This window comes from Streptomyces kryoterrae, from assembly GCF_054072135.1.
The window spans coordinates 6,715,359-6,732,495 of sequence record NZ_CM133358.1 but is presented as its reverse complement, the minus strand read 5'-3'; the positions used below and the strand labels follow the sequence as shown (position 1 = coordinate 6,732,495).

Genomic DNA, 17,137 nt, shown 5'->3' with positions numbered 1-17,137 from the left:
GGTGAAGCTGACCAGTGGCGTCGCCCTGGACGGCAGCGTCGGCCCGGGGTTCACCGGGGACCATGCCCGGGGACACGCCGAAGCCTCGTCGCTGGTCTCCGGCAGTTTCGTCGGCAAGGCCGGCGCGAAGCTGCAGACGAACTCCGCGCTCGCCTCGGGCGGTTCCGCCAGCATGACCCACTCCGTGCGCAGCAACCGCAGCCATCTCCTCGGCCCGGTCAGGGTCACCCACCGGGTCACCCTGATCCGGGCACGCGGCGGCAGTACGTCCCATGACTTCGGGCCCTGGGACGCGGGCATGCAGCTGCGGATCCTCAGCAAGACCGACGCGCTGGGGCAGGAGCACGCCCCCGGCGAGGGCCTGCGGGAGCTGCCCGACGATCTGGAGAACCTGCAGAACCTGGGCATGTCCGCCGCCCCGCTGGCCGTGACGGGCACCGACCAGCTCTTCGAGCGGGCCGAGGTGTGGCTGCGTGAGCGGGGCTTCCTCCCGCCGACCGACGCGACGTCCGGCACCCTGTTCGACGAGGAGACGGCCAAGGCCCAGCTGATGAACCTGCGACGGTTCGAGCAGGCCCGGTCCGACGTGGGGCTGCGCGCGTCGGTCGACGCCATGGTGGACGGCGGTCAGACCATGTGGTTCGACCGGCCGACGCGGACCGGTGGCACACGCCGCGTCCAACTCCGGCTGTCCGCCTTCCGGGACACCGACACCGGTACCGGGACCCGGCACCGCCGGACGCTGCCCGACGTACAGAACATGGGCATCTCCTCGTTCAGCATCGGCGGCACCGAGTCGAACGGCTACGCCTACGGCTGGCAGGCCGGTTTCGGCGGAGGCGTGGCGGGACCGGTCGGGGGCGACCGGCCGTGGTCGCTCGGCGGCAGCGGGGACTACACCTACGCGCACGGGACCGCCCACACCTCCACGGTCGGTGCCGGGATCAACCAGGACCAGTTCTTCATCGGCAGCGGACAGTCCTCCGAGGTCTTCGAGGTTCCGGCGCAGTTCGCACTCGACCTGTACGAAGGTCCGGGCACGGAGCCGGCCGTGCGCTTCGCCGACCCCGGGCCCGGACCCGAGGACGACCTGCCGGCCGCGCCCCGCCCCGACATCGAGCGCCCCGCCGCGCCCGAGCGTCCCGTCGTACGCACCGTCGGCGGGCACCTCACCCTCCTCGTGCCGCACCACCGCACGGTCGAGCCCGGGCACAAACGCGAGACGCCGCCCGCCCACAGCGTCCGCCTCCCGGATGCCGACGACCACGCGCGGCTGGCCATGACAGGCCCGGACGGCAACCCCGTGCCCGGTGTCGTCCGGCTGCCCGACGACGCGATCATGGACGGCCTGCGCGGCTCGGCCGCGCTGATCGACGCCTTCGGGAAGGCCGTCACCAACACCTATCCCGGTCACCCCGAACGGGGCCTGTTCGACCAGGCGTGGGACACCGCCGCCGCCTATGTGCCCGGCAAGGTGGCCTCGGCCACCGCGCCCGCCAGGGACTGGATGTCCGGGACGCTGGCGGGCTCGGACCTCACCGACCAGAGCACACCGGCCACCGAGGCGCTGCGGACCGCGCTCAGCCCCGCCAACCTCGTCGCACGCGCCCATCAGATCTTCAAGGGCGGTTACGTCATCGAGGGCCTGACCCTGCCCGGGCTGGGCGCCGACCACGAGTTCTCGGTGGAGCTCCAGGGCTTCCTGCACGACCCGGAGCACCTCCAGAGCGCCAAGCAGTACCTGGAGACGGACGTCGGCGCCACGGACACCGCCACCCAGCAGGTCACCACAAGCAGCAGCCACGGGGGCGCCGTCGCCGCCATGGCCCAGCAGCGGCCGGTGAAGGTCCCCGAAGGCGCGCCCAAGCCCGACCCCGCCGCCAGGTTCAACCCCTCCGGCCGCTACGCGTTCACCCACCGTACGGACGACACCCACACCCTCGGGTCGAGTACCGGCGTGACGCGGACCCCGACCGAGAGCGGCACCCAGCATCGTGTCCGCAGCGGCGTGACCATCCTCATGACCATCCGCCACGGACGGCGCAACGTGATCGGCAACGCCCTCGGTGTCACCAGCGCCGAGCCGGTCACCGTGGCCGTGGAGCTCCCGCAGGCGGCCCAGTTCCTGCTCACCGACTCGCAACTGGCCCGCGACGCCGCCTGGTTGGACGGCATCGAGGGCCTGACCGTGCCCGAACGTGCCGAACCGACGCTGCCCCTGCCGGACAGGTTCGCCCGCACCGGGGAACCGGGCCTGGCCGGTGTCACGTCCGTCAAGCAGCTCGGCGGCGGCCCCGACGGCCGGTCCGAGCAGCGCGACCGCCTGCGCTCCGAACTCACCGACCTCGTCGAACGCGAGGCACCCGGCTCCACGGAGCCCGGCCGCGCCTCCTACCTGCCCGGTGTGAAGGCCAGGATCGCCGACATCACCATGCCGACCTCGTTGCGCGCGCTGCCCGGCCGGGGACCCCACGGCGTCCAGCGCTTCCACTTCCGGCATGTGGCCAAGGGCGGCGCCCGGCTCGTCGAGGTCACCCTCCGGGCCAGGCCCGTGCAGGACACCGCCGGGCTGCGCACGCTGCGCGGCAGGCCCGCGGGCGCGGGCACCGGCCAGGAGCAGGTGCACATCCACGCCCCGGCGAACACCTCCAGTGCCGTGGCCAAGACCCGCCAGCACGTCGGAACGTTCAACCCCACCACGCGTTACCCGCGCCCCGCAGACGACGCCCGCACCGACCGCACCGGCCCGGCGTTCACGGTCGCCGGCGTCCGTACGGACACCAGCAAGGTCTCCGCCTCGGCGGAGGACCGCTTCTGGCTGCGGACCGACAACGCCGCCGACTTCGACGTCGAGTACGAGTACGTCGCCTCGGTCCGCTCCGAACTCGTCACCGACTGGCCGCTGGACATCCCCGGCGGCCTGATCGAGGGCGGGGTCCTGGCCTGGTACGACGAGGACACCGGCCTCGCCGACTGGCTGGCACAGACCCTGCACGGCCGCCCCGCCCGTACGGTGACCGTGCCCGCGGAGGTCACCCTGCGCTTCACCGGCAGCGAGGCGGCCGACCCCCCGGAGGCCGCCACCCCGGTCCCGGCCGCCGTCTCGGCCGTCCATCCGTCCGTGGCGCCCCCCGACACCGACGGGCGCCGGCTCACCGACGGGCAGCGGATCGTGCCCACCGGGCCGACCCCGGTGTTCCACTTCAACGGCTACCAGGAACTGGCCCAGGCCCTGCGCACGGTCGCGCCCCGGCTGGCGTCCACCTGGCAGTCGTCGCAGGCCTCCAGCTCCGCCGAGGCCACCGCCGTACGCATCGGCGAACTCATCCAGGCCGGCCGGATCGGCATCGACCCGCCCCGCGCGGCCAACGCCCTGACCCACACCCTGCCCGGCACCTACCCCCTGGAGTCCGATCCCGCCACTCCGCCGTCCCTGGGGATCACGCTGCACAACCCCCGGCGTATCACCGACGCCGGCGATGTGACCCTCGACCGGCTGCGTCTGCCCACCTCGGCCGCCTCGACCTCGCTGGCGACCGGCACCACCCCCGGCGCGGCGCTGCAGGCCGCCTACGACGCGGGCGGCGACGGCCGCAACATCGTCGGCGTGGGGGTGGCACTGCTGGCCCAGCAGCCCATCACCACAGGGCAGGGCTCGGCGGGCGCCGCGACCCGCCGGGAGTGGTTCAAGACCGGCGGCAGCGCCCTGCCCGCGGACGGGCGCGGTGTCCGCAGCTACGAGACCATGGCCGACGTCGTGATCACGGTGAACGGCCCCGAAGGCACCCTGCATGTGACCGGCAGCGCCGAACTGCGCCTGCCCGAACGGGACGTGCTCGGCTACGGCATCACCGACGCCCGCACCGATCCACAGGTGTACGACCTGCGCTCGATGCTCGCCGACCAGTCCGCGTCCGACCTGCGGGACTGGACCACGCATCCGCTGACCGACCTGCCCCGGGCCCTGGCCGAGCGGCTCGACCCCACGGATCCCGCCGCGCAGATCTGGCTCGCGCCGGGCCCCGACCCCGACGGCTCCCTGCTGGGCCGCGCCCTCTACGCGGCCTCCCGGACCGCCGTCCTCGCGGACCGGCCCGTCGAGCTGGTGCTGCGTACGGACGACGGGCTGCGGCACTGGCGGTTCGACGCCACCGGGGACCTGATCAGCACGGACGCGGACACCACCGACGCCTGGACGGACCTCGCCGCCCGGATCACCGCGCACGCCGACGCCGCCCAGGCCCAGGCCGAGGCGCGGCAGCGGGAGAGCGACCTGCGCGGCCCGCAGGCCGACAGCCAGGGCGCCCTCGCCACCGCCCAGGACGACCTCGACACCGCCACCACCGAGCACACCGACGCCCGGGCCGCCCTCGGCATCGCCGAGACCGAGGTCACCGACGCGCGGGCCGCGCTCACCGCCGGCCGGGCGCAACGGGACCACTGGCAGAGCGAGGGCCGGAAGCTGTCCACCGCGCTCCTCGCCCTGCCCGGCAGGATCTCGGAGGTCCAGCAGCGGGAGTCGGACGCTTTGGGTGATGTGCAGGCCGCCAACACCCTCCTGGAGCACATCGCCCGTCAGGAAGCCGGCACCGTACCCGAGGCTCGGGCCGACGAAGCGCGGGAGCGTGCCCGGAGGGCCGCGGAGCGGCTCGCTCTCGTCCGGAAGGAGCTGACGGCCCTGCGTGCCGACCAGGTGCGCGTCCAGGACGAACTCAACGCCGCCCGGGGCAGGGCCCGGACGGCCGCCGACCGGCTGCCCGGCCTCGAACAGACGCTGACGGACGCGACCTCGGAGGCGGCCGGGGCGAAGACCCGCCTGGACACGGCCGCCGGGAACCTCACCACGGCCACCGCGGACCACGCCGCCGCGCGGGACCGGCTGCGCTCCCTCAACCGGGACATCGTCCTCGCCCTCAGGGACCAGGCGGACGGGGCCGCCGTCCAGAGCGACGCCGAGCAACGGCTGCCGGGCCTCGCCGGCCCGCTCGGCGCGGCACGCCAGGCCTCGGGCGAGGGACTGGTGAGCGTCCCGCTCTCCTCCCTGGCCTCCACCCCGGCCCGCCGGCCCGGCCCACTGCCGACACCCCGGTCCGGCGCGGTGAAGCCGTCGCGGTCCGGGAAAACCCCCGCGCCGCCGGCCCCGCCCGTGAAACCGCCGGTTCCTCCGACGGCGCCGCTGCCGCCGCCCGCGCAGTCATCCGGTTCGTCCTCGTCGGCGGCCGGGACGACATCGAAGGCGACGGAGGCGAAGAAGGCAACCAAGGCAACCAAGACGTCGAAGACGTCGAAGGGGAAATCGGCAGCGCAGCAGACCACGGCGGGCGGCACCCAGCTGCCCCCGGCCGGGGGTCGGCCGCTGCGCACCGTGGCCAACGGCGAATGCCTGCTCTACGCGTTCCTCGCCAGTGATCCGCAGCACGTTCGCACCAGCCTGCCCGGCCTGGCCGGCAACCACCCCGAGTCCGTGCAGTGGCTGGCCGACACCGGCGGTGTGCGGAGCACTCTGCGACGACGGGCGGAGGCGTACTCCAGCAGCGGCACCCTGCGCCGGCACCGCCAGGCGGATCCCGTGGTCGCGGCCATGCAGGAGTTCGTCGCCGCCTACCTGGTCCGCGCCACGGCCAACGGGCAGTTGCCTCACGAGGTCATCGGTCAGCTCCGGCTGTCGACCACGCGGGAGTTCGGCGCCGGACTGCGGAAGGCGCGTACGGACCGGCTGGTCGCGCTCGCCCGGTGGCACGGCATCAACGAGCCCGCCGGACTGGACAGCCTGTCGGACGACGAACTGCGCGAGCGCCTGGAGTTCGTCTACGCGACCAGCACCGCACCGCTCACCACCGAGGAACTGGCCGGTCTGCTCAACGCGGTCCAGAACTGGGCTCAGAACTGGGAGTCGGCGTACGGAGAGGTCTTCCCGGCGCTCACCGCCCATGCCTTCGGGGTCCGGATCGACGTGGCACGAATCCTCGCGCCAGGGCAGCGACGCGTCGTCAGCAGCCTCGGACCGCAGGACGGAACCGCCGCCGGGAACGTGGAGATCTACTACAACGGCGTCAACCACTACGACGGCAGCGACGCGGCGGCCGACGGTACGGGAGTGCATGGCGCCCCCTCCGGGCCCACGTCCCAGGGCGAGGCGTCCGCCGAGGAATCCGACGACTGGTCGGACCTGGTGGGCCTGGACGTGGACCCGGATCTGGTGTCGGTGGTGCGGGCGGTTCGGCCGCCGGGGTCGGACGCGCTGGTGGCGGGTCTGCTCGCGCTGCCCGTGACGGAGTTGAAGCAGACGCTGGAGTTGCTGGAGCCGGGACACCGGCGCTGGCTGGCCACGCATCGGCCGTTCGTGGACGGGACCCGGACGTCGTTGCCGGCGCCGGAGTTCGCCCAGGTGGCAGCACGCCTGCTGGTGGTGGTGCCGGGTCAGGCGCTGCGGCCGGTGTCGGCACGCCACGAGACGTACGCGCAGACGGCACGGATGCTCCAGGACAAGGCGATGGCGGCGCGGCTGCTGGAGTCGGGGGCGGTGGTGGTGGTGCTGCCGCAGGACGTGCCGCTGACCCGGATGAGTTCGTTCAACCATCTCCACGGCCGGGTGGACCCGGAGTCCGGACGCGGCTTCGACGCGCTGCGCGGTGCCGCGGCCGGGCTGACGGCGGCGGTGCCGGAGGAGAACCTGCTGGGCGAGACCACCCTGGTGGGGCCGTCTCCGCACCAGGCGGAGGGCTACTCCACAGCCACCCACGAGATAGCGCACCTGCTGCACGTGGGCGCCCTGACCGACGCCGACCGCGCCTTGATCAAGCGGGTGTACGACGCGAAGAAGGACCAGGAGGCCGCCTGGCGGCAGGCGGTGGCGGAGGGCCGGGAACCGGGCCCGCAGGTGCAGTGGCCGGACGGAGTCGGCCAGGACCTGGCAGGACAGGCGGCTGACACCTACTCGTCCACGAACGAGTACGAGTTCTTCGCCCAGCTCAGCAACGCCTATCTGGGGACCAACCTCGGCACGGACACGGCGACAGGCCGCCCGCGCAACAACGGTGCCGACTGGGTACAGGCCCACGAGCCGGACCTGACCCCACTGCTGACGCGGCTGTACGGGGCCGACCCCCGGACCGTCCACAGCACACCGGCCAACCCGGTAACCGCGACGAGCGCGGACAACGCCGTCTACGAGGCCTTCCGTGCCTTCATGGACGGACTCGAAGGAGACCCCGACCCCGCAGGGGATGCGGACGCGGACGCGGATGCGGAGCCCCGGACGACTACGACATCCGCCTCATCGGCACACTCGGGCTCGGTCGCCGGGGTGCACTCGGCGCCCTCGGGCCCGGCGAAACGGATCACCGCCGATGTGATGGACGCGTACTTCCGGGCCTACGCGGACTTCTTCGAGTCCGACGACGCCGCCGCCGCGGACTTCAACAGCGGCTACTACGTCTTCGCCGACGGTCAGTCCGTGCTGGACGGCAGGCTGACGGTGCATGAGGCGCTGGTCGGTCGGCTGCGGGCCTTCCATGACGACCTGACCCGGATCCGGGACGAGCAGGCGGCGCGGCCGACGGTGATCGCGCGCACGGGCAACGAACCGGCGAAGCTCTACCGGAAGATGTCGGCCGAGGAAGCCGCCCAGATCCTCGACGCGAGGACCCCCACAGCCGGAATCACCGCCGCGATGGCCTACAACCGCAGCGACGAATACCGCAAGTTCTTCACCACATCCCTCTCCCACACCAACGTGTTCAGCAACGCCAACGCCGCCTCGGACTCCGAGACCGTCGTGGAATTCACCCTCCCCTGGAACGACTACTGGACGTTCGCCGGACGCTTCGGCACACCGAACCAGCAGACCGGCGCCTACCAGATCCGCGACTCCGCACTCATCCACCAGGAACGGCTACGAACCGGCGCGGCAGCCAACTTCAGAACCCCACAGGACGTCAACGCCGTCGTCACCGACCACACCCACCACAACATCGGCATCGGCCACGGCAACGCCAGGGACTTCGCCTCACTCATCACAGCCAGACGCCAGGTCCCCCCCGCCGAAATCGCACAAGCGGCAGCCGACGCGGAAGAAGCCGCCCGCCAGGCACGCAGGCCGAACATCGACGCGCTGATCCACCAGCGGATGGCCCCTCTACGGCAACGCGAGGCCGAAGCCGCCGCGACCACCCTGCACCCCGGGCCCCTCACCACCTCCGCGGACGTGGAGTCGGCCGAGGACCCGGCGGACCAGATCACGGCGCTCGTCCCGGTCCCGCCCGTGCCGCCGGCGGGGACACCCGTACTGGACCGCACGATGGCGCCCCCGCCCACGGGACGGCGTACCCCGGCCGCGTTCGACGACGGGCGCACCATGCCGAAGTACGTCGACGAACTCGGGGATCTGCTCCCGGAGACCCTGACCGACGCCCAGCGCGCGGAACTTCTCGCCAACCCCGGCACCTTCGGGCAGAGCACGGTCGTCCTGCGCGGTATCGGTGACGTACTGGCGGAGATCCGGGCCGAGTTGGAGAGCCGACCGGGCGCGCGACCGGGGGTGGACAGCGAACTGCTGGACGACGTCCGGCGGACACTCCGGGAGAAGCCGAAGACGCTGACGGACGGCGGGCGTCCGTTCCCGTACGTCAACGCGGACGGACAGCTCCGGGTCCTGTACGTCGACACACGGCACTACGCCAGGTGGAGCCGGTTCGACGACGGCGTGGGCCACGCCTCGAAGATCGACAGCATGCACCGGGCCGCGGCGACCTTCGGGTTCAGCAAGAACATGCAGGCCAACTCCCAGTACGCCCTCGGCGGACCGATCGGCCCCATGGGTACGGCGGCGTTCGGCGGCTTCGGCCGGCTCGCCTTCCGGCTCGGTTTCATCAACAAGGTCGGTTTCACGCTGACCGACCAGCGGACGAACCAGATGGAGTCGCGGACGCTCGACGAATCCCGGTCCTATCTCGACGATCTGCGCTACGAGTTCTGGGTCACCGACGCGGCCGGCCAGGTCATCACGTCCACCACCGACACCGTCGCCCCCGTGCAGACCGTCACCACCCCCGCCCCTGCTCCGGCGCCCGCCCCCGCCACCCCCGTGCGGTTCGGGTTCGGTGTCCGTAACGGGCTGCTGGTGCGGCTGCCCGACAGCGTGACGAAGCTGTCCAGGCCGGGCCGTATCCCCAGGTCCATCGAGCTGGACCGGAACTCGCAGTACCGTTTCGTCCGGATCGAGGGATTCGGGCCGGTCTCCGCGATCCGTGACTGGGCGGCCGGGCTCGTCGGGGCGCGGCCGGGCAGTACCGCGTACGACGAACTCGACACGTTCTTCTCGGCGGACAGTTTCCAGCGGCACGGCGGCACCATGTCCCGTGGCCGGATCACCACACCGCCGCTGTTCGCCGACGACCGCGGGAAGTCACCGCTGGGTGTGTTCGTCGTGGAGGAGCTGATCCCGCTCGGCGCGACGCTGGTGGGAGAGACCTCCAAGGTGGAGATGCGGGACATCAACACCTCCACCGTGCGCAGCGAACGCAGCCGTGCGAAGGGCTGGAACTTCCTGGCCCAGGCCGCGGGAGGGCCCGCGTTCAACTTCTTCGAGCCGGGTGCGGCACCGTTCAATCTGCGGCTCCAGTTCGGGCCGACCGGTCAGTACGCGTTCGGCAGGGCGTACGCGGCCGGGCTCGGCGGCGCCGGGACGCTGAAGTCGGCGGGGCAGGTCAAGGGGCAGAAAACCGCGCTGTATCTGGTGACGAAGTCGGTACGGGTACGGCGAGCCGGCGACAGCGGGCCGCCGAGGCGGTTCCTGACGTGGAGTCTGGACCGGATGACCAGCGCGGAGGCGCGGCGGCTGGCGGGCTGGGACGACGGGACCTCGCTGACCCTGGGCAACCCGCCCTTCGCTCCGGCCCATCTGACCGAGGACCGGCCGCGCACCCTGGGCATGCACCGGGTGAAGGAGTTCACCTTCCCCGACGGCCGGCGCACCAATATCCCAGACGGCACGGACGGTGTGGGCCGTACGCTGCTGGACGACTTCGCCGACCGGGTGGTGGACTCCGTAGCCGCCCAGCGCCGGGGCATGGTGGTGCCGCTCGACCAGCTCAACCTGCCCAAGGGCTGGCGTGCCCGCCTGGGCGAGATGATCCGGCGCGATCCGGACGCGGTGGCCAGGGCCGCCCGGAGTCTGCCCAGGCCGCCGCAGTGGTCGGATCCCGCGAAGTACCACGTGGCGCTGCAGAACACGCTGCAGATCCTCGGTGTGCTGTCGCAGCAGAGCGTCACCGCCAACCTTGAGGGCCTGACGACGATCGGGCTGCGGATCAGGCTCACCGACCCGGACGCCCTGGGCCAGACCTACTACACCCTCTGGGTGCACGGAACGCTGACCGGGCGGCGCTACCAGGGCAAGGACATCAACGAGGGCATGCGGTTCAGCGCCCAGGGCGTGGACCGGCTGGACGCGCAGGCCGGCGCGAAACGCGGCGCCGACCTGGGCTTCGAGGGCACTCTGTCGGGCCGTGACATCAAGAAGGACGACGCCGAGCTGCCCAAGAACACGCTCGGTCTCACGCTGGGCGCGCGCAAGGGATGGCAGTGGGAGGCGGAGAGCACGTTCGGCTCGACCGTCACCAACGAGCCGATGTCGGTGAGCAACCAGCCCACGCACCTCTACCGCTACGACATCGAGCTCACCGCGACGCTGGGCGGCTACTGGCGGCCCCGCGGGCTGGTCCGCGGCTTCGGCTTCGGTCTGCCGGGACTGCTGGTCCTCGACGAGCCGACGAACGTGCTGTTCGGCCGGACGTCCACGGGGCTGCTGAAGGGCGGCGGCCCGGTCAGCGGGACGGTGCTGATCAGTGTGCCCGTCCAGCACACCCCGGAGGCGAATCCGCACGCGGACGGCGCTTTCAACCCGTATCTCGGCGACGAGCCGGATCCCGAGCCCATGAGCACCCAGCGGGCCCTGGCGCTGGCGAAGGGCGATCTGGTGCTGCCCGGCGCCGGGAGCGCGCCGGACGCCGGGCGGCTCTCCGCGCGGGGCACGGACCAGTTCCAGGAGTTCAGGCAGCACCCGTTCGTGATCGTGAACATGCTGCTGTCACCGCTGCTGGTCTCGGAGGTGAACCGGGTCCTCGGGGAGGCGTCGGGCAGTTCCTGGCAGTTGGTGAAGGAGGGCGCGGCCACCCGCGAGGCGATCGTCCGCGTGTTCACGCCGCAGTACCTGGCGGCGAGCTTCGACCAGAGCTCCGGGCCGCTGGGCCTGACGGGCAGCGGTCTGCTGGGCAAGGGCCCGTTCGGCTCACTGTGGGGGACCTTCCGGTACGCGACGACGGTGGGGGGTCTGCGTCCGCTCACCGCGTCGATGTCCATGGACACCGAGATGACCCTCGGCGGCACCCGGCAGGCGGCGGGCAAGACCAGCAACAGCACGACCTTCGTCTTCGGCGGCCAGTTCACCTACGCCGCCCCCCAGAACCCCGGGCGGGGGGTCCTGGGAAGCTACGGACTCGTCGTCAACCCGGTCTCGTTGTCCTCCGGGCGGAGCGTCAACGTCGTCCGGACCGTCGTCGCGGACGTGAACCGCAAGGGGTTCACCAACCAGGTGCTGGTGGCCGGTGATGTCCAGCACTGGTTCGCGCTGACCACGAGCCGGCTCGGGACCGGCTCGTTCGGCAGGGCGGCGGCGGGCAGTTCGCTGGTGCCGTCGATGCTCGCCGGGGCGGCGGGGACGGCCCTGACCACCCCCGCCGGTGTGATGGGGCATCTGCCGGAGAAGAGCGCGTACCGGATGGGGCTGCTCGACGACGGGATGGGCGAGGTCCCCCGCTACACCAAGCAGTTGTGGTCGCCGCAGCCGTGGCTGCGGGGTGCCCCGTTCGGCACGTACGCGGTGAACCCGCTGGACGCGACCGAGGCGCTGCTCGCGTTCGAGGAGCGGGTCCGCCGGGCGGGCTTCGACGAGGCGAGCCGGGAGAAGATCCGCCAGCTGGTGACGGCCCGTGCGACGCGCGCCCTGAAGGGCGAGATGACGACCACCGGTCCCTCGACGATGGTCAGCGTCGGGCACTGGGGCTGGGGCAGTGTCCGGATCGGCAACCGGTTGGTGCGGGTGCGGGTCGAACTGGTCCCGGGGACACCGGAGTTCCAGGGGCTGGACCACAGCGCGGAGCTGGAGGAGAACCGGCGGGCCATCGAGAGCGTCCAGAAGAACTCGGAGTCGTCGTCCGGGGCGGACCTCGGCATCCAGACCAGCCAGCTGGTGTACACCGGCGACCAGTACGTCCCGGCGGCCGGGCCCACGTACACCGAGAGCGGCGCCCACAAGCAGACGGTGGCGTCGAGCCATACGACGACCACGGTCACGATCTACCGGGCGGCGTCCACCGAACCGCACGCGGAGATCGTCACCCCGTACCGCATGCGGATCACCCTGGAGGCGGACGACAGCCCCGACCAGCGGCCCGCTTCGGGCAAGCCGTCGGACGAAGGCAAGGCCTCGGCGCTGGCACGGTTCCGGGGCAGGCAGCGGATCGTGGAGGAGCGCGACATCGGGGGGCTGCGCGAGCATGTGCCGCTCAGCCTGATGCAGCCGGTGCCGGCGGCCGGGAGCGCGCAGGACGCGTCGCCCGCGCCGCTGCCCGCGCCCGATCCCGGCGGCGACCCCGCGCTGGCCAGGGCGCCCCGGCCGACGGCCCTGCCGACCGCGGGCCGGCAGCTGACCGTCCGCTTCGGCGACGGTTCCGAGGGGCCGTTCACCTTCCCGGAGAACGGCATCCATCCGCGGGCGGTCATCGGGGTCGGCAACATCCGCGCCGCCACCGAGCTGCTGCTCGCCAGGTCGTACCATTCCGGCTTCTCCCTCGACGCCCTGGCGAAGGAGGACGGCCCGGACGCGTCCGAGCTGGCCGAACTCCTCCGCCAGGCCCGCAAGTCGGGCCTGACCCGGCCGGGCACCGGCTCGGCGCAGGCGCTGGAGGACGGCACCAGCTTCATGGCGATCACGTCGTTCTTCCCACGGACCCTGGAGTCCGAGGGGTACGAGGTGGCGGGGCTGACCGAGAAGTCCTTCGTGGGCACCGACTCAGGACAGCTTTCCCTGCGCTCCACCCCGGACTTCAGCCGCGCCCTGCTGCTGACGGTCGCCGACGGCAAGAAGCTGGAGGTGCTGCGGCGGTACGGCGAGAACGCGAACACCTCCAGCGCGGGTGAGCACGTCCAGACCGGAGGCCTCGGCGGCGGCTTCCTCTACGACTCGTCCGACGTCGGCCTCAACCAGATCGGGCTGGCTCTGCCCGGCCCGGGCGGCCTGGACGGCGACGGCATGCCGGTCGGCGACGACCATCTGACGTCCCGCAACCTCAAGCCCAAGACGGGGCGCACGTTCCTGTTCGCGGTGCCCACCACCTTCGTCGGGTCCGGTGACGTCCACCGCACCTTCAAGGACTCCAAGGTCGCGACCTTCATGCGCGGGACGTTCGGGACCAGGGCCAGGCCCGGGCCGCAGGCCATGGAGACCGAGGCCTATGTCCTGATGTGGATACGGGACGACATCGCCCGCGACGAGCTGATGCTCATCACGGACGCGAACTTCCCCGAGCGGGTCGGCAAGGCGTGGGACGCCGTCGAGAAGGCGAGCAAGGGCTGGGTCGACGCGGACAAGGCGTACTGGAAGAAGCGCCGTCCCGCGATCCAGCTGCGCGAGGCCGTCGATGTCGCTCGGCTCGCCCTGCGGGAGGCCCGCGAGACCGCCCGGGCCGAGGCGCTGCCAGTCGGGGGCGCGCAGGACGCCGTCGACGCGGCCGACACCGCGCTGGGCGCGGCGGTCGCCGAGGGTGAGCGGGACCGTGCCCGCGCGCAGGAGGCCGTGGACACCGCGCGGGCCCTCGTCGACAGCTTCGCCACCAACGACGCCGAACCCGATCACGAGGGATGGGCCCAGCTCCTGCGGGAGCAGGAGACGGCCGCCCGGGCCGGGCTGGCCGAGGCCGTCACGGCCGCCCGCGAGCTGAAGACGACGAGCGAGCGCCGGCTCGAAACCCTCCGGGCGCTGCGGACCGGCGCCGTCTCCCGGCTCGAAGCGGTCCGGCTGATCGCCGAGGACGCGAACAAGCAGGTCGAGACCGCCGTCCGGCGCCAGGACGAGGCACAGGCCGCCTGGGAGGCACGGCGCACGGAGCTGGACAAGCTGCGGCAGGCGGCCGAGACCGCGGCCGAGGAGTACCACCGGGTACGCGACGGAGCCGACCAGCTCACCCGCTGGCACCGGCTGGCCGCCACGGCCGAGGGCCGGGAGCAGCTCGCCGCCCGCCCCGAACCGCCCCCGGTGACCTACCAGGCCCCGCCCAAGCCTCCGGCTGCTCCGAAGCCCGACCGGCCCCGCTACACGGTGACCGGCAGCGGCCCCGACACCGTGCTCACCTCACCCGGACAGCAGAGCTACACCCGTCACGACGTACCGAGGGACGGCGAGTCCTTCTACCGGGCGCTCGCCGAGGGCCTGCGTCGGGCGGCTCCCCTGGCGCTCGCCGACGCGGGTGTCGATCCGGCGGACCCGGACGTGGCGGACCAACTGCGCCGGACACTGGCCGGCCGGCTCACCGACCCGGCCGACGTCGACCTGCTGGCCTTCGTCACTCCCGACGACACCGACACCTTCGTCTCCGGGGAACTCGCCACAGCCGACGCCGACCTGGGCACGGACACTCCGTCCCGCCGGGAGTTCGACCACCTCGGCGTCATCCCGCACGCCGCGGACCTCGGCCCCGGGGCCCGGGCGGGACTCGCGGTCGCCCAGCTCCTGCGGCGCGGTGACGCCCCCTCCGAGGGCGGCTGGAACCACTCCGCCGCCGACCTCCTGCCGATGCTCGCCGCGCGTACCTTCGGGGTGGACGTCACCGTGGTCAGGGGCGACGGCACCTTCGAACACTTCACTCCCGGGACGCGTCCCGGGGCGGGCAGCCTCGGCGACCTCGCGGGTGACACACAGTCCGGTCCGGGCGGCCGTCCGCATGTGGTGCTGGTCCTGGACGACCGTCACTACCAGCTCGGTCTTCCCACGACACCAGCCCCACCGGAGTCGTCGAAGACGCCCACCTCGGAGTCGTCGAAGACGCCCACGCCGGACGCCTCGAAGACGTCCAGCCCGCCCGAGACCCCGGCTCCCCCCGGGTCGACGAAGACACCGGGCACCTCCACGACGCCCGCGCCACCGACCGGCTCCGCCGAGACACCGACCGGGTCATCCGAGGCGCCTGCTCCGCCGGCCGACTCCCCCCAGACACCCACGCCGCCGGCCGGCTCTCCCCAGACGCCCGCGCCACCGACCGGCTCCGCCGAGACACCCACGCCCCCGCCGATCTCCGACCGCCGTGTCCTTGCCGACGGGCTGGTCTTCGCCGTGAGCCCGGTCGTCGGGGACGGGGACTGTCTGTTCAACGCCGTGCGGGGCAGCCTCGCCGCGCAGCGGCCGGGTGCGGCCGGGGCGAGCATGAGCGCCCCGCAGCTGCGTGCCGCCACGGCGGACTGGTACACCAACGCCCCGGACGCCGCGGACGCGCGTGACCAGTACGCCGGCCTGGACCCGCTGGAGACGATCGTCCAGGACCGGTTCCCCGGCCTGGCGAGTCTGATGACCCTGCTGGGCCGCACCCGGCCCCCGGAGCTCACCGACGCGCAGCACGCCCGGATCGCCGAGGAGCTGGCCCGCCCGCAGCGCCGGGCCCGGCTCGCCGCGCTGGCCGACGCCGACGACAACGACCGCGGGCTGTTGGCGGACCTGCCGACGAGCGCGGTACGGGACCTGCTGCCGGACTTCACTCCCGACCCCGCGCAGACGGACCAGGCCCTGGCCCGGCGGCTGACCGAGCTTCAGCAGGCCGCCGTACTGCGGGCGGAGCTGCTGAGCCTGCTGGGCGCGCCCAGCGGCGACGCACGGGCCGACGTCCTGTGGCGGCAGATCCGTGACACCCTGCCGTCCGACGCCCGGAGCGGGGGCCTCCCACAGGAGCGCACCGCGTTCGCCGCGGCCGGCTACGGCGGCCTGGTCGCCCGTTCCATCGAGAACCGGGCGCTGTGGCAGACGCCGTTCTACGACGACATGCCGATGCTGCTGGCCCGCTCTCAGGGCCTGAACCTGGTCCTCGTACAACCGGACGGAAGCGGCGGCTTCACCACCCTGCGCCCCGACCCGGCGGCCACGGGACCTGCCGTCCACGTGTACTACAACGGCCGGGACCACTACGAGGCGCTGGTCGTCGTCGGAACAGCCGCGCCCACCGGTACCACCCCACCGGAACCCCAGCCCCAGCCGGCGACGGCCTCCGTGCCGGACCGGGCGGCGCGCGACCGGCTGGCGGACCTCGTACGGCGGTACGGGGCGAGCGAGTCGTATGTGCGGCGGCTGACGGAGGGGCTGTCGGCGCGGGCCGTGGAAGGGCTGCTGAGGGCGGCCCAGGACGCCCGCGGTTTCCGGCGCACCGGGACCCACGCCGCCGTACTCGACGGCACCGCGTTCACCCTGCACGCGGCGCCGGAGGACGACGCCGGCACCCTGTTGTCCGTGCTGCGCCACGCGGTGCCCGCCGCGCTCGCGGACGCGGGGATCGACACGGCGGGCGCCCTCCGCGAGCGGCTGGTCCGTGGTGTCGGTGACGGCGAGGTGCCCACCGGGATGGTGCCGCCGCCGGCCGGAGGCCGGAGCCTTTCCATCCTGCGGCTGGCGGAACTCGGGGTGCCGCTCGACAACTCCCAGCACACCCAGGGAATCCTGCTCGGCGGTGACCTGCCCCTCACTGATCTGACGCCTGTCCAGCGCCTCCAGGTACTGCTCGGCGACCCCACCTACGCGGACGCGGGGACACGGCTGTCCTCGCTCCTGGCGATTGCCGTTCACCTGTTCGGCGCGAAGGTGGCCGTGGTGGATCCGGACGGAGAGGTGACGTTCCTCGGCGATCCGGCCGAGCCCGACGAGCTCACCGGGAGCGCACCGCCCGTTCTCCTCGTCCCTGACGGTGACGGCTATCTCGTCGGGCGTCCGGACGGACCACCGAAGCCGATGGGCACAGAGGCAGAGTCGGAGACAGAGACGGAAGCGGCGTCGACGGTGGGGCCCGAGGGGTCCGCCGCCGTCCAAGTCGATGCGGGGTAG

General features: G+C 72.8%; 1 protein-coding gene (running past one end of the window). It reads left to right on the top strand.

Annotated features, from left to right (window positions below; translation table 11 throughout):
- On the top strand, positions 1–17,137 hold the 3' portion of the coding sequence (locus ACW4TU_RS29880) for a hypothetical protein (RefSeq protein ID WP_457418072.1). The gene continues 9,602 nt to the left of window position 1, outside the view; only the last 17,137 of its 26,739 coding nucleotides appear in the window; the start codon falls outside the window, past its left edge; it ends in the stop codon at positions 17,135–17,137.